Origin of the sequence: Epilithonimonas arachidiradicis, from assembly GCF_003610695.1 — a bacterium.
In the GTDB taxonomy this organism is placed as follows: domain Bacteria; phylum Bacteroidota; class Bacteroidia; order Flavobacteriales; family Weeksellaceae; genus Epilithonimonas; species Epilithonimonas arachidiradicis.
The window spans coordinates 79,098-97,845 of the sequence record NZ_RAQH01000002.1; the positions used below are offsets into that span (position 1 = coordinate 79,098).

General features: G+C 36.3%; 20 protein-coding genes. 17 read left to right on the top strand and 3 right to left on the bottom strand.

The features are described from left to right. Window positions 1-49: 49 nt before the first annotated feature. Both trmB and BXY58_RS04395 read left to right on the top strand, forming a co-directional pair. Complete coding sequence (trmB, locus tag BXY58_RS04390) at window positions 50-730, top strand: tRNA (guanosine(46)-N7)-methyltransferase TrmB (protein WP_120212597.1); 681 nt, start codon at window positions 50-52, stop codon at window positions 728-730. Then, the gene (locus BXY58_RS04395; RefSeq protein ID WP_120212598.1) at window positions 723-1,190 is read left to right on the top strand and encodes a DUF6759 domain-containing protein; all 468 of its coding nucleotides are present in this window, start codon (window positions 723-725) and stop codon (window positions 1,188-1,190) included. Before trmB ends, BXY58_RS04395 begins: the two co-directional genes overlap by 8 nt. A 51-nt stretch (window positions 1,191-1,241) precedes the next feature. On the opposite strand, the gene BXY58_RS04400 is transcribed toward BXY58_RS04395, so the two are convergent. Further along, on the bottom strand, window positions 1,242-2,264 hold the full coding sequence (locus tag BXY58_RS04400) for a glutaminyl-peptide cyclotransferase (protein ID WP_120212599.1): 1,023 nt from the start codon (window positions 2,262-2,264) through the stop codon (window positions 1,242-1,244). Window positions 2,265-2,582: 318 nt separating this feature from the next. Here BXY58_RS04400 and BXY58_RS04405 point away from each other — a divergent pair, with 318 nt between their 5' ends. From BXY58_RS04405 to BXY58_RS04415, 3 genes are read left to right on the top strand one after another with little or no spacing between them, the layout of a single operon-like run. Then, a complete protein-coding gene (locus BXY58_RS04405) occupies window positions 2,583-3,077 on the top strand; it encodes a dihydrofolate reductase (protein WP_120212601.1) in 495 nt (164 codons plus the stop codon). Between the two features lie 43 nt (window positions 3,078-3,120). Further along, complete coding sequence (gene recR / locus BXY58_RS04410) at window positions 3,121-3,732, top strand: recombination mediator RecR (protein ID WP_120212603.1); 612 nt, start codon at window positions 3,121-3,123, stop codon at window positions 3,730-3,732. Continuing rightward, a complete protein-coding gene (locus BXY58_RS04415; RefSeq protein ID WP_120212605.1) occupies window positions 3,732-4,565 on the top strand; it encodes a glycosyltransferase family 2 protein in 834 nt (277 codons plus the stop codon). Before recR ends, BXY58_RS04415 begins: the two co-directional genes overlap by 1 nt. Here the strand turns inward: BXY58_RS04415 and BXY58_RS04420 are convergent. After that, window positions 4,562-5,077 (bottom strand): hypothetical protein, encoded by a 516-nt coding sequence (locus tag BXY58_RS04420; RefSeq protein WP_120212607.1) that lies wholly within the window; start codon window positions 5,075-5,077, stop codon window positions 4,562-4,564. The genes BXY58_RS04415 and BXY58_RS04420 overlap by 4 nt on opposite strands. Window positions 5,078-5,106: 29 nt before the next feature. After that, window positions 5,107-6,438 carry a PDZ domain-containing protein gene (locus BXY58_RS04425; RefSeq protein WP_120212609.1) on the bottom strand — a complete coding sequence of 444 codons (1,332 nt, stop codon included), beginning with the start codon at window positions 6,436-6,438 and terminating at the stop codon, window positions 5,107-5,109. A gap of 182 nt (window positions 6,439-6,620) precedes the next feature. On the opposite strand from BXY58_RS04425, the gene BXY58_RS04430 reads away from it, so the two are divergent. From BXY58_RS04430 to BXY58_RS04485, 12 genes are all read left to right on the top strand, one after another. Then, a complete protein-coding gene (locus tag BXY58_RS04430) occupies window positions 6,621-7,448 on the top strand; it encodes an energy transducer TonB (protein WP_170144192.1) in 828 nt (275 codons plus the stop codon). 188 nt (window positions 7,449-7,636) lie between these two features. Next, a complete protein-coding gene (locus tag BXY58_RS04435) occupies window positions 7,637-8,410 on the top strand; it encodes a ParA family protein (RefSeq protein WP_120212613.1) in 774 nt (257 codons plus the stop codon). Window positions 8,411-8,459: 49 nt separating this feature from the next. Next, the gene (locus tag BXY58_RS04440) at window positions 8,460-9,344 is read left to right on the top strand and encodes a ParB/RepB/Spo0J family partition protein (RefSeq protein ID WP_120212615.1); all 885 of its coding nucleotides are present in this window, start codon (window positions 8,460-8,462) and stop codon (window positions 9,342-9,344) included. Continuing rightward, window positions 9,345-9,974, top strand: coding sequence for a DUF5683 domain-containing protein (locus BXY58_RS04445; protein ID WP_120212616.1), 630 nt, complete (start codon window positions 9,345-9,347; stop codon window positions 9,972-9,974). It begins immediately after the preceding gene. A 27-nt stretch (window positions 9,975-10,001) separates the two neighbouring features. Continuing rightward, a complete protein-coding gene (gene dapB / locus BXY58_RS04450; RefSeq protein WP_120212618.1) occupies window positions 10,002-10,700 on the top strand; it encodes a 4-hydroxy-tetrahydrodipicolinate reductase in 699 nt (232 codons plus the stop codon). A gap of 80 nt (window positions 10,701-10,780) precedes the next feature. Beyond that, the gene (lepB, locus tag BXY58_RS04455) at window positions 10,781-12,445 is read left to right on the top strand and encodes a signal peptidase I (RefSeq protein ID WP_120212619.1); all 1,665 of its coding nucleotides are present in this window, start codon (window positions 10,781-10,783) and stop codon (window positions 12,443-12,445) included. A 302-nt stretch (window positions 12,446-12,747) separates the two neighbouring features. After that, entirely contained in the window at window positions 12,748-13,362 is a 615-nt protein-coding gene (locus BXY58_RS04460) for a WbqC family protein (RefSeq protein ID WP_120212620.1), read from the top strand. 32 nt (window positions 13,363-13,394) lie between these two features. Further along, window positions 13,395-15,083, top strand: coding sequence for a S8 family serine peptidase (locus BXY58_RS04465; RefSeq protein ID WP_120212622.1), 1,689 nt, complete (start codon window positions 13,395-13,397; stop codon window positions 15,081-15,083). Between the two features lie 106 nt (window positions 15,084-15,189). Beyond that, a complete protein-coding gene (locus tag BXY58_RS04470; protein WP_120212623.1) occupies window positions 15,190-15,684 on the top strand; it encodes a lipocalin family protein in 495 nt (164 codons plus the stop codon). 17 nt (window positions 15,685-15,701) lie between these two features. Then, on the top strand, window positions 15,702-16,391 hold the full coding sequence (locus BXY58_RS04475; RefSeq protein ID WP_120212625.1) for a YiaD family glycine zipper/OmpA-like lipoprotein: 690 nt from the start codon (window positions 15,702-15,704) through the stop codon (window positions 16,389-16,391). A gap of 89 nt (window positions 16,392-16,480) precedes the next feature. Further along, window positions 16,481-17,368: a decaprenyl-phosphate phosphoribosyltransferase gene (locus BXY58_RS04480; protein WP_120212626.1), complete on the top strand. Its 888-nt coding sequence runs from the start codon at window positions 16,481-16,483 to the stop codon at window positions 17,366-17,368. Window positions 17,369-17,424: 56 nt separating this feature from the next. Beyond that, window positions 17,425-18,741, top strand: coding sequence for an FAD-binding oxidoreductase (locus BXY58_RS04485; protein WP_120212627.1), 1,317 nt, complete (start codon window positions 17,425-17,427; stop codon window positions 18,739-18,741). The last annotated feature ends 7 nt before the right edge of the window (window positions 18,742-18,748 follow it).

The window sequence follows — 18,748 nt, forward strand, 5'->3', positions numbered from 1 at the left end:
AAAAATGTTTATTTTTATCACGTTTTTATAAGCTTAGAGAAATTTTAAAATGGGGAAAAACAAAATTGCCAGGTTCGAAGAAAATAAAATTTTACCAAATGTCATTCAACCAACCCGAGAGGAGGCAATCAACAATTTCAGTCACAAAGGAAAATGGGCTGAGTTTTTCGGTAACGATAATCCAATCGTTTTAGAATTGGGCTGTGGAAAGGGAGAATATTCTGTAGGTTTAGCAAAAGCATTTCCAGAGAAGAATTTTATAGGGATTGATATCAAAGGCGCAAGATTTTGGTTTGGCGCCAAGGAAGCGGTTCAGCGCGGGATGAAGAACGTTGCTTTTGTCAGAACTCAGATAGAATTGATAGAAAATCTCTTTGCAGAAGATGAAGTGTCCGAAATTTGGATCACTTTTCCAGACCCGCAAATCAAATACAGAAGAACCAAGCACAGACTTACAAATCCGGAATTCCTAGACAGATACAAGCATATTCTTAAAAAAGACGGGCTCATTCATCTCAAAACAGATTCCGAGTTTTTACACGGTTATACATTAGGTCTTTTGCAAGGACTTGGTCACAAGATTCTGACAGCACACCACGATATCTACGGCGCAGCAGAATATCAACCAGATACCCCATTATTAAAAGATATTAGAACTTATTATGAAGATTTGTTTTCATCCAAAGGCAAAACAATTACTTATATCAAATTCAGATTAAAAGATGAATAAATTATTTTTACTCTTACTAGGTAGTTGTTTTGCGGTCAGCTGCGCTTCGACAAGTAATATTTCACCCATTTTTGTAGGGAGAAATTCTAATATCATTCTAGATACAGATCAGTTAAAATCTGCTCCGGCAAAATTGACGATTGAGGACAAAGCGGTCAATCTGCTCAACCAGTTGTTCAATACAGATTCTTCTAATAAGAACATGGTTTTAGTCATTAGTAATGAGTCCGATTGTGATTTCACGATGGATATCTCTGGTAATAATCATTACACGTTGCCTGTAGGGGCAAAAAAAACAGAAAGCATTGTGGTAGAACAAGGCGCTTACGAGATGAGGTCTCAGGTTTGCAACAGCTATTACAGAGTTAACAAAACATTCTCGGAGAACACGCAATTAAGTATAAAATATTCTGTTGTTAAAAATGTTACTCCTGACAATACAATAGCCGGAATCAAATAAAAAAGCTTCAAAATATTTTGAAGCTTTTTTTATAAGTTTATATTGTTGATATTATTTTATAACCAACTCGTAGATTCTGCTCCAGTTTTTTCCGGTGATCACCATATTGTCTCCTTTGAAAGCTATTCCATTCAAAACATCTTCACCTCCAGTTGAACTTTGTTTTACAATATTAGTTAAGTCAAGAATTCCGATAACTTCCCCATTAGCGGGATTTATTTGCAAGATAATCGGTTTATGCCAAACGTTGGCGTAGATAGAGCCATTATGGTATTCAAGTTCGTTGATTTGGTCATAACCTTCAGTGTCACTTGCGACAGCAATTGTTCTTAATATCTTCGAAGGATTTGCCGGATCAAGGAAATAGATTGTTTTTGTTCCGTCGGATAAAATTAAGTTTTTCCCATCATAAGTCAAACCCCAGCCTTCACCGATGGCTTCCGGATAAGCAAATTCATTTAACAGCTTCAAAGTATTCTTGTCGTAGATAAACCCTTTTTTATTTTGCCAAGTTAGCTGATATACTTTGTCTCCTACAATTGTGCTTCCTTCAGAGAAAATCTCCTGTGGTTGAGAAACGCTGATAATAGGTTCTGTAGATCCCAGTTTATAAGTCAAAAGTCTAGATTGCCCGTTTTGCCCATCAGATTCGTAAACAATATCGCCATCAATCTGAAAACCTTGAACAAAGTTTTTCGCGTCGTGTGGATATTGATTCACAACTTCGTACGAGATTTTTCTGGCTTTAGCTTTCGCAAAAACATTAATTGTTGCATCCTGTGTCAGAACTTCGCCACCTTTTGTTTTGATATTGAAGGTCACATCATTTTCGCCAAGAGAGAAAAAGTTGGGATCAATAGTCAGGTTGCTGCTTTCCTTATCATTGTAAGAGATGGTAATAGCTTCTGCGTAATCCAAAACGTCCTGCGGCAGTTGCAGCTTATCTCCAAAATGGTAACCTTTGTTTTGCTGGCTGATATTGTAGTCGTTCAGCGTATTCAGGATCTCTTTGTCTTTGTTGCAGCTTGCCAGGATCAGAAGTGCAAAAGCAGATGCTATAAAAATTTTTTTCATTAGAATTATTATTGATTTTCTGTTTTGATCACAGATTTCATTTTTTAAATTAATTGGGCGTGTCCCTTTGCAATTGGGAACAGCGCGCTCGCTTCGCTCGCGCCACTGTTCCCAATTGCAAGCGGGCCGGTCTACGGGCAGTCGCTCTTGCTGCGGCGAGGAGCTCCAACAATGCCCTGCGCCCTCACGCAGTACTCAACGCTAATGGAACTTAGTAATAAAGTCCTATTATTAACATTTTGCCAAAAATACGAAATAATAAAAACTAAAATCTCATAAATTTTTCTTAATTAAACATAATAATGTAGATTTGTAGATATGATTACGATAATTGCTGCTATTGGAAATAACAATGCTTTGGGAAAAGACAACCAGTTACTTTGGCGTCTACCAAAAGATCTGAAACATTTCAAAACACTGACAGAGAATCATCCCGTCGTCATGGGACGCAAAACCTATGAGAGTATTGGAAAAGCATTGCCCAATCGTACCAATATTGTTGTCAGCAGAAAACCCGATTGGTTTTCGGAAGATATTCTGATTGTTTCCACACTCAAAGAAGCGCTCAAGTTTGCCAAGAAAATCAATGAAAATTTTTTTGTGATTGGCGGCGGCGAGATCTACAAGCAGACAATGGATGTTGCGGATAAATTGGAAATCACGCATGTCAAAGCAGATTTTGAAGCCGATACTTTTTTTCCGAAAATCGATCCCAAAATCTGGCAGAAAACAGACGAAGAATGTCATTCCAAAGATGATAAGAATGATTACGACTTCTGTTTCCAGACATTTGAAAAAATTAATAAAAATTAAATTTCCTACCAGATTCTAAACCACCGAATCTGCTTCTTAAATAATGGACTATCCAAGCAAAGTTTTATCGAAAGCGGTTGAAGAGATTGCAGGCTTGCCGGGTATTGGTAAAAAATCGGCGCTTCGTTTGGCGTTGCATCTGCTTCGTCAGCCAGCTTCTCAAGGTATTTCTTTGGGAACGTCTATACAAAACTTAGTTACAGATATCAAGTATTGTAAAGAATGTCACAACTTTTCAGATTCGGATGTTTGTGATATCTGCAGCGATGAAAAAAGAAATGATGAACTGCTCTGCATCGTAGAAGATGTGAGAGATGTGATGGCGATTGAGAATACGGGCAAGTACAAAGGAAAATATTTGGTTTTGGGTGGTAAGATCTCTCCGATGGAAGGTATTGGGCCAAGCCAGCTGAGAATCGGAAGTATAGAAAAAAAACTAAACGAAGGTGTTGTAAAAGAATTGATTTTTGCGCTTAGCGCAACCATGGAAGGTGATACAACAGCTTATTACATTTATAAAAAATTTAAGAGTTTGCAGGTAATGTTCTCAAGCATCGCCCGAGGGATTGCTGTAGGTGATGAGTTGGAGTATGCGGATGAAATCTCTCTGGGAAGATCTATTACCAACAGGACTGCTTATAACGAAGCCGGCTAATGAAAGTAAGTGTCATCATTGTTCATTATCAAGTGAAGGATCTCTTGCGGAATTGTATCCTTTCGATTAAAAAATATTTTCAGGGTTTTGAATACGAGATTATTGTTGTAGATAATAATTCTCCCGATTCTGCGTGGAAATCACTGATGTCTGAATTTCCTGAAGCTAATTTTATCAGCCTCGACAAAAATTATGGTTTCTCAAAAGCCAACAATATTGGTGTCAATTCGGCAAAAGGAAAGTATGTTTACATTCTGAATCCAGATACGGAAATCGAAGGTGATTATTTTAAAGAAGTCCTGGATTTTGCTGATTCTAAAGAAAAATTTGGAGCTCTAGGTCTTAGAATGCACAATCTTGAGGGTGCATTTTTACCAGAAAGTAAAAGATCTGTTCCCGCTTTGGTTAATTCGTTTGAAAAATTATTTACTTCGTTCAGTAACAGTACCAAAACTTATTATAGGAATGACGTTGGTGAGTTTGATATTGCTGAAGTGGAAATCATGACTGGTGCCAATCTTCTGATGAAAAAGTCTGTTTATGAAGAAGTCGGCGGATTCGATGAGCAGTATTTTATGTACGGAGAAGATATTGATCTTTGTTATACGATACTGAGAAGAGGCTACAAAAATTTCTATTACGGTAAATATTCAATTCTGCATTATAAAGGTGAAAGCACGGTTAGAGATCGGGTTTATCTTGATCGGTTTTTCGGAGCAATGGATATTTTTATCAAAAAATATTATAGGAAGCAAAAACCGTTTCAGTACATTTTGATGAAGTTGGGATTAAAGTTGAAATACTTTATTGAAAAAATGAAAATTAAAAATTAATCCTCCTTCTCAATCGGAAGGGTGGATTCCTCCGCAAATTTCCTCAACAGATTCATTTCTTCTTTACCTTTAAGTTGCCCAAATCTTGCAGCAGCATACGTTATTCCGATGAAAACCAAAACTACAAACGAACAAGGCAGTGCCCAGGGATAATTGTTGGAATTAATTTGTTTTTCTACATAGTAAAGCGTGAAAAATGTCATCCAGGCGACTGTGAAAAGGAAGTAGAGGAACATGAAAAATGTCCAAACAGCCGAGCTTGGACCGAAGATTCCCCGGATAACAGTGATGTCGTCTTCTTTTTCGATTCTAAGCGCAAGATTAGGCTTCCAGTAGTTTTCGTCTTCAGTTTTTACAAAAATGGTTGCTACTTCACGATTGATATTCCCATAGAACTTATCTCGATTTTCATCGAGGTATTTTCTAAGGTTAACTTCGTATTCCTCTGGAGAGAGGTTGGTGCAAAGCTTAAATCGTGGTCTGTTTCTTATGCTGTTCAGTGTTTCGTTCATAGTCTTTTTTTGAAATTCTGTTCCAATAATTATTCCTCTATATAAGGAATCGGATCTTCCAGGGTGAATTCGACTTTAATTGGCAGATTGTTTCTTTTGATTTCGAGTTTTATTTTTCTGCTGGTATCCGTTTTCAGGATCGAATGGATTTTACTCATTGTCATTTCCTTTGTCGGTTTATTGTCAATCGTGACCAATTGATCATTTTTCAGAATTCCTGCTTTCTGTGCCGGCGAGTCTTTTCTTGTTCCGGAAACGATGAAAACAGGTTTCAAAGAGAATTTATATTGAAATTTATCACTATTATCCAGTACATTGATTTCATTTCCGGCAGAATTTTTTTTCGCTGTTTCCACTTTTACCTGTTCTTGTTCCCAGATCAGTCCGTCCTGTTTTATTTCTAATCCGCTTCCGTCAATCAGGAAAGGATCGTTCAGGTGTTGGTTGGGTTTGAAATAGATCTTATTTCCAGGATAGTCAAAAACAACATAAAAACGTCTCAGGATTTCTGAGCCAATAGAGCCTTTTCTATCTTTTACCAGATTCAGATGCTGGATAGAAAACTCATCCGGCATTGCTGCAATTGGTTTGTTTAGCTGGAAATTACCGATTGATAAAGAATTAATTCTGCTTCTTTTCCCAAAAATATCACCACTGAAACCTCTACCCAAAAAATCATCAATATTCGGACGGTTATAAACAAAATCCTTGATAAGAATCGGAAACAGCCATACCGAATCTGTATTGCCAAGGTCAAGCAATAGTTTTGAGCTTTGCTTTTCGTGCTTCATTTCCACATCAGCATACATATAAGGCTTGTTGAGTTCCACGCTCATCGGGAAGTCGGCATACTTTTTAATACGTTTTGGAAACTTGGAATTGTCTTTATAAACCGTGATCGTTTTATTTTTGTAATTAATTTCAATCGGATGATTTTTGAAAAAATAATAACCAATAATGCCATTCACGGGAATTCCGATGTCTTGGGAAATGTTAAAATCCTCATCCAGAACAATGAAAACTGTATGCGATCTGTCCACAAAATGTTCTCCAATCCTGATATTATTTTTAATAGACTTCAAAGCTTCGACACTTACCGTTTCACCCAAGCCTCTGAAAGTAATTTTCTCAATATTTTTAAAATCAACTTCTTTATTTTCCAAGCTGAATAATAATGTTTCCGAGATTCCGGAGTCCAGCATAAAGTTCAATTCAACACCATTAACGTTCATCGGAACAAAAATGAGATTATTGATTAACTTGAATTTGATAACCGTTTTTTCAGAATTTTCCAGCACAAAGCCTTCCTGGGCGAAGATCCAGAAGCTCCATAACAGACAAAAAAACAATTTGAATTTCATAACATCAAATTACTTATAATTTTTATACAAGTATAATAATTCTATTGTTAGTTTTAAATATAATTTATGTATTACTTAATTTATTTAATTTTTTAATCTATAAAATGGAATGTTATTTGATATGTTTTTATTCAATTTTAAAAATTGTTATCAATCGTTTAATTCAAATTTATTTTATTGTTATGAAAAATCTATTACATGCATTCGGGAAAGATCACTTAGACGAAGTTGTATTTGCAAATAGAAATAAAGCTTATGGCGCTTATGCTCTTAGAAACGAATATTCCAGCCAGTTAACGAAGGCCTTGTTCGTAGGAGTCACTTTTTTTGCGTCGTTGTCAATTGTTCCATTGATTGTATCATCATTTGAAACCAGGCTACCTGTTACAAAAGAATATACGGAACATGAATTCGTTCCAATTAATGAGCCTATTGATACTCCGAAGCCAACGCCAACTTCTACTGTTCCTCAAAAAGTTAAAACTGTCGAGTCTACAAACTATACGCCAGTGAGAGTAGTGAAAAATGATAAACCTGTACCTACAGAAGAAGACAAAAAAAATGCTGCTGTTAGCTCTGTTACATCCCCAGGAGTAGAAACTACGCTTCCTGTAGCACCGCCAATCCAGACAGGGCCTCCGGCAACACACTATACGCCAGCCGCGCCGCCAGTTGCACCCGTTGAAGATCCTGACAAAATAAGAACCGGATCTGAAGTAGATGTAGCAGCGGATTTTAAAGGTGGAATCAACGCTTTCCGCCAAAAAGTGTCTCAGAATTTTGATACAGAATCAGTGGATCATTCAGGGATGGTTTCAGGGATTATCACTTTTGTAGTGGAAAGAGACGGAAGTATTACAAATATCAAAGTAACAGGGCAAAATGCAGATTTTAACAAAGAAGCTGAAAGAACTGTAAAATCTATAAAAACAAAATGGACTCCAGCTCAGCTGAATGGTAAAACCGTAAGATCATCCTTCAGAATGCCCATTTCCATGAGAATCGAATAAATTGATTGTCAATGTGATATTGATATCAAATTAATTAGAGTTTTATAATTATCCACATTTTTAAACGAAATGTGGATAATTTTTTTATTTGTCAAGTTATTAATTAACAATACTTTAACGGCTGCTTGCGTTTTTCAAAACATTCTACGTGCTAAAAAATTGTATTTTTGATGATTAAATTATTGTTTATGGGAAAAATTATAGGCGTTGCGAATCAGAAAGGAGGCGTTGGTAAAACAACAACTGCGGTCAATCTGGCATCAGCTTTGGGTGTTTTGGAAAAAAGAGTTCTTTTGATAGATGCCGATCCACAGGCCAATGCAACTTCTGGCTTGGGCGTGGAAGAGGTTAATTTTTCTACCTATAATTTATTGGAGCACAGTGCAGAGGCTACAAAATGTATTTTGCCAACCAGTTCTCCAAACGTTGATATTATCCCTTCACACATAGATTTGGTAGCGGCAGAGATAGAATTGGTTGATCGTGAAAATCGGGAGTATATGATGCGCGAAGCATTAAAATCGATTAAAGATCAATACGATTATATCATTATCGATTGTGCGCCTAGTTTAGGTTTGATTACCATTAATGCTTTAACAGCCGCAGATTCTGTGATAATTCCGATCCAGTGCGAGTATTTTGCTTTGGAAGGATTAGGGAAATTGCTGAACACGATTAAGAACGTTCAGAAAATCCACAATCAGGACCTGGATATAGAAGGCTTATTATTGACGATGTATGACAGCCGTTTGAGATTGTCCAATCAGGTAGTGGAAGAAGTCAATTCCCATTTCCCGGAAATGGTTTTTGAAACCATCATCAGCAGAAATGTCCGTTTGAGCGAAGCGCCAAGTTTCGGAGAAAGTATCCTGAAATATGATGCAGAAAGCAAAGGTGCGATTCAATATATTCAGTTAGCAGAGGAAGTGCTTTTGAAGAACGAGAAATTAGTTAAAAATTAAAATGATCTTGAGATAAGTTTATCTATTATCATTAATTATCATTTATAAAATGAGAGACAAAACAAGAGCAATGGGTCGTGGTCTAGGCGCGATTCTAAATGCTGAAAGTAAAACCAACATCAATTCGGCTTCCGATGAAGGTGCAAAAACACTGGTAGGGAACATCGTTGAGGTGGCTATTGAGGATATCTATCCCAACCCAAATCAGCCAAGAACTTATTTTGATGAGAAAGCATTAAGCGATCTTGCGGAATCTATTAAAAGTCTTGGAATTATCCAGCCGGTTACATTGCGAAAAGACGGAGCAAAATTCGAAATTATCTCCGGGGAAAGACGTTACAGAGCTTCTAAGATTGCCGGACTCAAATCTATTCCTGCTTATATCCGTTTGGTTAACGATCAGGAATTGCTGGAAATGGCTTTGGTAGAAAATATCCAGAGAGAAGATCTTGATCCAATTGAGGTGGCATTGACTTACCAGAGACTTTTGGATGAGGTTGGAATGACTCAGGAGAATCTGAGCCAACGTGTTGGAAAAGAGAGAAGTACTATTACAAATAGTGTTCGTCTGTTAAAATTGTCACCAGGAATCCAAAACGGCATCAGAAGCGGGCAGATCTCCGCTGGTCACGGTCGTGCGATTATGGGATTGGATTCTGATGAAAAACGCCAATTGTTATTTGATAAAATTATCGAACTCCAATTGAATGTGAGACAAGCTGAGCAACTGGCTGGTCAAATGAAAAATCCACAAGAGAAAGTCATCAAGCAATCTCTGATTCCCAACCACGTTAAAAAAGCTCAGAAAAACCTCTCGGACATCCTTAACGTCAATGTTGAAATCAAAACTTCAGCAAATGGGAAAAAAGGAAAAATTGTCCTTGATTTTAAAAATGAAGAGGAGTTGGAAAGTATTCTGGCTCACATTAGATAAATGAAGAAAATAATTTCAATTTTTTTGTTCTTTTCTTTCTGTTTGGCTTTTTCGCAGGTTAATCCTAATGACACGATCCGTGTAGAGAACCATCCCAAAGATAGTATCCCAGCTGCGAAACCAATGTCAGAAGCGCAGGTTCTAGGCGATATAGAACAAAAAAATGCCCCTGCAAAAATCACAAAGCTAAGTCCTGCAAAAGCAGGTTTGTATTCTGCAGTTTTGCCTGGCCTTGGGCAATATTACAATAAAAAATATTGGAAAATCCCGTTGGTTTGGGGCGCCGTAGGAACCGGAGTTGGAATTGCGCTTTGGAATGATAAGCAGTATAAACGTTACAGGAATGCTTTTGTTGCTGAGCTTAATGGGCTTCCTCACGAGTTTTCCGGGATTAATGGAATTGATAAAACGGTTCTTGGAAATGCCCAAGACAGGTCCAAAAGACAACGTGATTATGCTATCGGGATCTCGGGTTTGATTTATATTCTCAATATCGTAGATGCGGTAGTGGATGCGCATCTATACGAAGGTCGTCACGATCCGGATTTGGCACTGACGCCAACCGTAATCAGTGACCAGTTCAGTAATTATCAATCCAAAGCTGGCTTAAGTTTAAGTTTCAGATTCTAGAAATTAAAAATCTATATCAAGTATAAAATGAAAATAGCATTAGTAGGTTACGGTAAAATGGGGAAAATAATTGACGAGATTTCCCAAAACCGTGGACACAATGTAGTAGCGAGATTACGCGAAACACCAACTTCAGAAAATCTTAATGTTGCTGATGTTGCCATAGAATTCTCCAATCCCGAAGCTGCTTTTGAAAACATAAAAATCTGTCTGGAAAACCATATACCTGTTATTTGTGGAACAACAGGTTGGTTGGATAAAAAACCGGAGATCGAAAAATTAGCTTTAGAAAATAATATATCATTTTTATACGGATCTAATTTCAGTTTAGGCGTTAACTTATTTTTTGCATTAAATGAAAATTTGGCAAAACTGATGTCCAAAACCAATGAATATTCTGTTCAACTAGAAGAGATTCATCATATCCATAAAAAAGACGCACCCAGTGGAACAGCGATTTCCATTGCGGAAGGAATTATTGAAAATTCTAAGTATGAAGCCTGGAAATTAGATGAAACCAAAGATAAAGAATTAGGGATTTTTGCCATTCGTGAAAATGAAGTTCCTGGCACGCACAGTGTTTTCTACAGATCAGAAGTGGATGAAATTGAAATCAAACATACAGCTTATAACAGAAACGGATTTGCATTAGGAGCAGTAATTGCCGCGGAATGGATTGTAGATAAAAAAGGAATTTTTTCTATGAAGGATGTTTTAGGTCTGTAAAAACTGTAACAAAAACGACAGATAAAAAACTAATTATAAAACTTGCAGGCAAGCAACTGCCGAAAGCTTAAATATCATATATGAATTACATTATTACTTATACAGTTTATGTCCTTATCATCAGTGTGTTGATGGGGCTTACAACTTGGAAGTTATTTAAGAAAATGGGTTACAATCCATTATTTTCTTTTATTCCTTTTTATAATTATTTAATCATTCTCAAAGAGACCAAACATCCGAAGTGGTGGGCAATCCTGTCCTATCTTCCGATTGTTGGACCCATTATGATGTCGGTTTTCCATATTTTCCTGATGAAGAAATTTGGAAAAAGAGGTTTTGTAAATGGATTGTTGACAGTAATATTACCGTTCATTTTTATGGCGACGGTTAACTATAGCAAAGATCCTCAGGTAGAAACCGAAGAAGAGGAAGAAGAAGGTAAAAAGAAAGAAACTTTTTTGGGATCAGTAACTTTTGCTGTGGTTTTTGCAACCATTATTCACGCATTCATCACGCAGCCTTTCGGGATTCCGACGGGATCTATGGAAAGAACTTTGTTGGTAGGAGATTTCTTGTTTGTAAATAAGTGGGCTTATGGATACAGAATGCCAATGAGGCCGGTCGCTTTACCATTCTTGCAGGGAACGATTTTCGATACGGGTCAGAAAGGTAATCCTAAAGATGATCCAAAATCTTACATTGATGCAGTGAAGTTACCATATTTAAGACTTCCAGGTTATGATGAGATCAAGAGATACGATATCGTAGTTTTCAATTATCCACAGGATTCTGTGCATACGGCGATTGACAGAAAAGACCCTTATGTTAAAAGATGCGTTGGTATCCCAGGCGATGTTATCGAGTTCAGAGATGGAAGATTATTTGTGAACAATGCGCCGGAGAAAATTCTTGGTGATGAGCAGCAGCAGCATAAATTTATTGTTAAAACGTCAAGTCAATTGAATATTCCTCAACTATACAAAGCTTATGGTTTTCTTCCTGTTCAAGAATATCAAACTAATACGGGTTTTTTATATGCTTTTCAAGGTCTTACAACTGAAGTTGCAAATGACATAAAAAAACTTCCAGAAGTTGAGGAGATTAAGGAAGATGTTTTAGAAAAAGGGTTTAATGATATTGCGTATTATCCAGTGAAGGTGAGAGATGAAGTTGTAAGAGATGAATCTGGTAATGCGATTTTTTCTAAAAAAATTGACACCTCAAATTGTATTTATCCAATCAATAAAGCTTGGAATCAGGATCAATACGGACCTCTTAGAATTCCAAAAAAAGGCGATGTTGTAAAACTGGATCAGGAAACATTGCCAACTTACCAATGGATTATCTCCGAGTACGAGCACAACAAGCTTGAAAACAAAAACGGAAAAATCTATGTTAACGGTCAAGAAACCAATCAATATACGATTAAGCAGAACTATTATATGATGATTGGAGACAACCGCGATGCGTCTTTGGATGCGAGATTTTTTGGTGTAGTTCCGGAGGAAAATATCGTGGGAAGACCAATGTTCACTTGGATGAGTATTGAAGGATTGTTCAAAGATGCTGGGTCAACTTATCAGGCAGACGGTTGGAGATTCCGTTGGGACAGAATGTTCAAAGCGACCAACACCGGTGAAGCCAACAAAACATCTTATTGGTGGGTAGCCGTGATTATTTTGGTATTGTTCTTCGGTTGGGATTATTTCGCCAAACTTTTCGGAAAGAAAAAAGAAGAAGATTAATTTAAAATCAATTAGGAGCTTAATCCCGCTTTTCGTTGCAATCTTTTGCTTTTTCATATGTGGAAAAAAAGCAAAAGGATTTCCACTACAATCGGGGCTAGGGCATTAGTCTACAAAACAATATTTACCACTTTGTCAAAGGTTACTATCTTTGACAAAGTTTTTTTTAATAAGTACAGAGAGTTTATTCTTTGATGAGTTTACGTCTTTGCGACTCTTAAAAACATTAATAATAAAAAAAGCTTTGCGTACTTTGCGTTCAAAATTTATGCTTTAAGCAAAAGGAAAGTTTATAATTAGATATGAAAAAAGTTCTTTTACCAATATTTTATTTGCCACCTGTTTCATGGTTCTCAGTTTTCTTAGATAATGAAAACGAAATCTCATTAGAACAATTCGAAAACTTTCCGAAGCAGACTTACAGAAACCGTGCAGCTATTTACGGAGCCAACGGAAAATTACCTTTGATTATTCCGATCAAGCATACAGGAAAAAGAGAAATCAAGGACATCGAAATTTCTTTTGCAGAAGACTGGCAAAAACTCCATTGGAAATCCATAAAGACAGCTTATCAGAGTACGCCTTATTTCGAGTTTTATGAAGATAAACTCAAAACTATTTATGAGGAAAAAGTAAATTCTTTGATGGGGTTCAATCTCAAAGCTTTGGGTATCATTCTTGCTATTCTGAAAACCGAAAAAAATTATGAGTTAACAACGGAATATTTCAAAAATCCGGAAGCAGAAGATTTTAGAGAAAAATTCTCAGCCAAATCGGAATCAGAATATGAAATGCCGGAGTATTACCAAAGCTTTTCAGACAAAAACGGATTTATAAAAGATTTATCTATTCTTGATCTCATTTGTAACATTGGACCAGAAAGTTTGACTTATATCAAAAATATCAATAAAAACTAATTACCAATTTTTTTAATTAAATAATTATCTATATGAAACATTTATTGATAGCGGCTGCTTTTTATGCCGGTTTTGCAACAGTAACAGCACAAACAGCTGCTCCTGAAAATGATAAGGATCTTAAAACTTGGTATCATAAAGATTACGCTACAACCAAAGTCTACGGAGTTAATACGGAGAATGCTTATAAATTCTTAGAATCAAAAGGCCTTAAGCCTAAAACAGTTGTTGTAGGTGTTTTGGACAGCGGAGTAGAGGTAGATCATCCGGGATTGGTAAAAAATATGTGGAAGAATCCGAACGAAATTCCAAACAACGGCATCGATGATGATGGAAACGGCTATGTTGATGATGTTTATGGATGGAACTTCATTGGAGGGAAAAATGGCGACATCGACGTAGATAATATGGAAGTGACGAGAGTGGTAAAAAAATACCAGTCTGTTTTTGAAGGTGATGATTCTGCCAAAAATAAAGAAAACCAATCCAAAATGCCGGAAGAGTTTGCAATGTATATGAAGGCCAAAGATCTTTTTGCAAAAAAAAGTCAGGAAGCTAAGCAAAATGTTCAGCTCTATACAATGATCAACAATGCTATCCCGGATATGGTAAAATTGTTGAACGGTAAAAATCTGACTAAGGAAACTCTGGCTACAATCAAACCTACAACGCAGCAGGAAGCGATGGCGATGCAGATTTTATCTCAGATGTCCAATGATCCGCAGATTGCTGGAAAGCCTGCTGCGGAAGTTGAAACTTATCTGAAAGGACAGATGAAGGAGGCTTTGGATTATTTTACGCCACAAGCTGAAAAAGGTTATAACCTAGACTTTGATCCGAGAAAAGAAATCGTAGCGGACAACTATGACGATTATTCTGAAAAGAAATATGGTAACAACCATTACGAAGGTCCGGACGCAAAACATGGCACGCACGTGGCGGGAATCATTGCTGGTTTGGCCAACGGCTCAGAAAACCAATATGGTGTAGCTTCCAGAGTAGCTAAAATTATGACTGTAAGAGCTGTACCTGATGGTGACGAAAGAGATAAAGACGTAGCCAATGCAGTTCGTTATGCCGTAGATAATGGTGCTAAAATCCTTAATATGAGTTTTGGAAAACCAGTTTCTCCAGGCAAAAATGTAGTTTGGGATGCCTTCAAATATGCGGAAAGCAAAGGTGTTCTTTTGGTAAAAGCAGCTGGAAATGAAAATGAAGATATCGCAGAACATCAATATTTTCCGACTAATTTCAAATCTCAATCAGATGAAAAACCATTCATCAACAATATGATTGTTGTCGGATCCAATACCAAGGATGCGGATGCACTTAAATCTAGTTTCTCTAACTATAATGAGAAAATGGTAGACGTTTTTGCCCCAGGATCTGAGATCTATTCAACCGTTCCGGATGGAAAATACGAATATCTGCAGGGAACATCGATGGCTTCACCAGTTGTGGCTGGTTCAGCAGCAGTTTTGCTGGCTTATATGCCAAATCTAACGCCGGCTCAGATCATAGAATCTTTAGTTAATACAACTAATAAAACGACAACTAACGGATTTGATAAACTGTCAAGGTCTAATGGTGTGATTGATGTTGCCAAAGCAGCAGAATATGCTTATAAAAACTTTTATAAAGCAGATGCACCAACCAAGTCTGTCAAAAAACCGGTAAAGAAACAAAAAGTACATAAGACAATTGATAAGACAAAACTTTAATAATTAGACTGTTATAAATAAATAAAAATCTGGGAACTTCTCAGATTTTTTATTTTTTATGATTTGGCATAATTTTTTATCATAACTTAGCATTAAATATAAAACTATGAGAAAATTAATTTTTTTAGGAATGATTGGTGGAACCTTATTAGCTACCTCTTGTTCAAGTAAAAGTGGTGTAAGTGCGGGGGAAGCACAGACATTACGCTCAGAAGTGATGAAACTTAAAGGTCAATGGGATATTTCTAATATCGACTATGATAAAAATTACAGCATCAAGCCTTTTGATGAGGGAGCTAGCATCAACTGTTTCGTTGGCAGCTCTTGGACTTTGATTCCGAATAATTATACAGGAACTTATACATTACACGGTGAAAACGGCTGTCCGGCAAAGATCCAGGCAATTACCTTCAGTGTAGATAAGAATAGTGTGGTATCTCTCAAAAAAGTTGGCGAAGGCGAAAAAGCCAAAAGAGTTCTTGCAGGATACAAATTGATCCTTGAAAATCCTACGGAAAACAGTTTCACTTTAGTACAATCAGTAACTGCTGATGGTAAGGCAATGCAAATCCGTTACAACTTTATCAGAACTGCTAAATAATTAAATAAATACATATAATGAAATTAACTAAATTAAACATAGCTGCATTTTTCATCACGGGTTCACTTTTATTAACAAGTTGTGAAGCTGTTCAAAATGCTAATAATACACAAAAAGGTGCTGCGATTGGTACGGCTGCAGGAGCCGTATTAGGGGGTATCTTAGGTAATAATATCGGAAAGGGAGGTAATGCACCTCTTGGAGCAGTTCTAGGTGGCGTTGTTGGTGGTGTTGCTGGTGGTGTTATCGGTAACAAGATGGATAAGCAAGCTAAAGAAATCAAAGAAACTTTACCAGGCGCAGAAGTAGAGAGAGTTGGGGAAGGTATCAAAGTAACACTTCACGAGAATACGGTTAACTTTGATTTTAACTCATCTAATTTGACATCGCTGGCGAAAACAAACCTGGACAAATTGGTTACGGTTCTTAAAAATAATCCTGATACCAATATCAACATCTACGGTCATACAGACAGTATTGGAACGGATGCTGTGAACCTGAGGATATCAGCCCAGAGAGCAGCAGCAGTTAAAAATTATTTTGTGGCGAACGGTATTTCTGCTTCAAGATTATTTACAGAAGGTTTAGGAAAATCTAGCCCGATTGCTTCTAACGATACGGATGCAGGAAGAGCTCAAAACAGACGTGTAGAATTTGCAATTACTGCAAACGAAAAAATGATCAACGATGCTCAAAGTGGGAAATAAATAAAATTTCTTACATTTTCATTAAATAATAAACCGCAATTTGCGGTTTTTTTATTTTAATGCTACTTTTGTAGAATTATAGACATTGGATGAAGAATTATTTAAAATTAATAAGAGTAGAACAATGGGTTAAGAACTTATTTGTTTTTGCTCCGTTATTTTTTTCAGGTAAGATTACCAATACACATCTTTTTTACGAGAGTATTTTCGCATTCTTAGTTTTCTCTTTTACAGCAAGTTCTATTTATATCATCAATGATTATTTTGATATTGAGTCAGATAAAAAGCATCCGGAAAAGAAACATCGCCCGTTGGCAAGTGGTGCTGTTTCTAAGACCAGTGCAAGGATTTTATTTGTATTATTGATTCTGTTGTCAGTCGGTTCCATTTTCCTTGGGAACTATATTTTTCAAACTAACTTTTGGAAGTTTGGAGTCATCATCGCATTTTATTTTGTGATGAATCTTTTCTATACATTCAAACTAAAACAAGTGGCGATTGTTGACATCTGCATCATCGCCATTGGATTTGTTCTCAGAGTTTTAGCTGGCGGTTATGTGACAGGAGTTATCGTAACCAACTGGGCTATCTTATTAACCTTTGTACTGGCACTTGTACTGGCAATTGGCAAAAGAAGAGGAGAATTAATCAATGCTCAGATTTCAGGAAAAACCAGAAAAGCTTTAGATGGTTATAATGTTCAGTTTGCGGATATTGCTTTGTCAATCAGTTGTACTTTGGCAATTATTTGTTATCTGATGTTTACCTTGTCTCCGGAGGTTCAGGCGAGATTTCATCCGCGAGTGTTTTATACAGTGATTTTTGTGGTGTTTGCATTTCTAAGATATTTGCAGCAGACGTTGGTTTATAATAAAACAGAATCGCCAACCAAGATTGTTTATAAAGATCGATATATACAAGTGACCATTATCCTTTGGGTTATCGTTTTCCTTTTACAAATCTATTTTAAGAAATAAATCAAAGTATTAAAAGTTGAATGGATATATTCAATTTTAAATAAATAAACCTAAAGATGAAGCCGAATTTTGTACAGAAAGTAACCAACTGGGGAAATTTTCCAATCGTAGAGAAGGAAATGAAATCGGATGATTCTGTTTCTAAAATCAAACAATTTGTAAGAGAAAATAACGAAGTTATTGCTCGTGGAAACGGTCGTTGTTATGGTGATGCTTCTCTTGGAGAACATATTTTCTCTACAAAAAGATTGAATAAATTCATTTCTTTTGACAGACTTAACGGAATCATAGAATGCGAATCCGGCGTTCTTTTGTCAGAAGTTTTAGAAGTTTCAGTTCCACAAGGTTATTTTCTTTATGTGACACCTGGAACGAAATTCGTTTCTGTTGGAGGCGCCATTGCTTCAGACGTTCACGGGAAAAATCATCACGCAGAAGGTTGTTTTTCAGAATATGTCATTGAGTTTAAGTTATTGAATGAAAACTCAGAAGTGATTACTTGTTCCAGAGAAGAAAACTCAGATAAATTTTGGGCAACAATTGGCGGAATGGGTTTGACAGGAATTATTTTGTCAGCCAAATTTAAACTGAAAAATATAGAGTCGGCTTATATCAGACAAGAAAGTATCAAAGCTGAAAATCTTGATGAAGTTTTCAAATTGTTTGATGAAAGCGAAGATTGGACTTACAACGTTGCATGGATCGATTGTTTCCAAAAAGGCAGAAATCTGGGTCGTTCTATTTTGATGAGAGGTGAACACGCTTTGAAAGCAGAATTACCATCTAATCTTCAGAAGAAATCTTTGAAACTAAAAGAAAAATTCAAACCGACAGTTCCTTTTTATTTTCCCGGATTTGTTTTAAATACTTTGACGATTAAGATTTTCAATTTTCTTTATTACAATAAGCAAACAAAAAAACAGCTTAATAATTTTATTGATTACGAAACTTTTTTCTACCCTTTGGATGTTATTAATGATTGGAACAAAATCTACGGTAAAAGTGGTTTTATTCAATACCAAATGGTAATTCCAAAAGAAAATGGAAAAGAAGGAATGAGACAAATTCTTGACGCCATTGCCAAAAGTGGGAATGGTTCTTTCTTAGCAGTTTTGAAATTATTTGGCAAAGATAATCCGTTGGCGTACAATTCATTCCCGAAAGAAGGTTATACGTTGGCTTTAGATTTTAAAGTCAACAAAGGACTGAAAAAACTGGTTGACCAACTGGATACGATTGTGGAAAAATTCGGAGGCAGAATTTATTTAACAAAAGACAGTATGAGCAAATCTTCTTTGACCAATTATCTTCAAAACGTTGATTCGTCCAAATTTGTTTCATTACAACATAAAAGAATTATCAATAACCATTAATAATTCA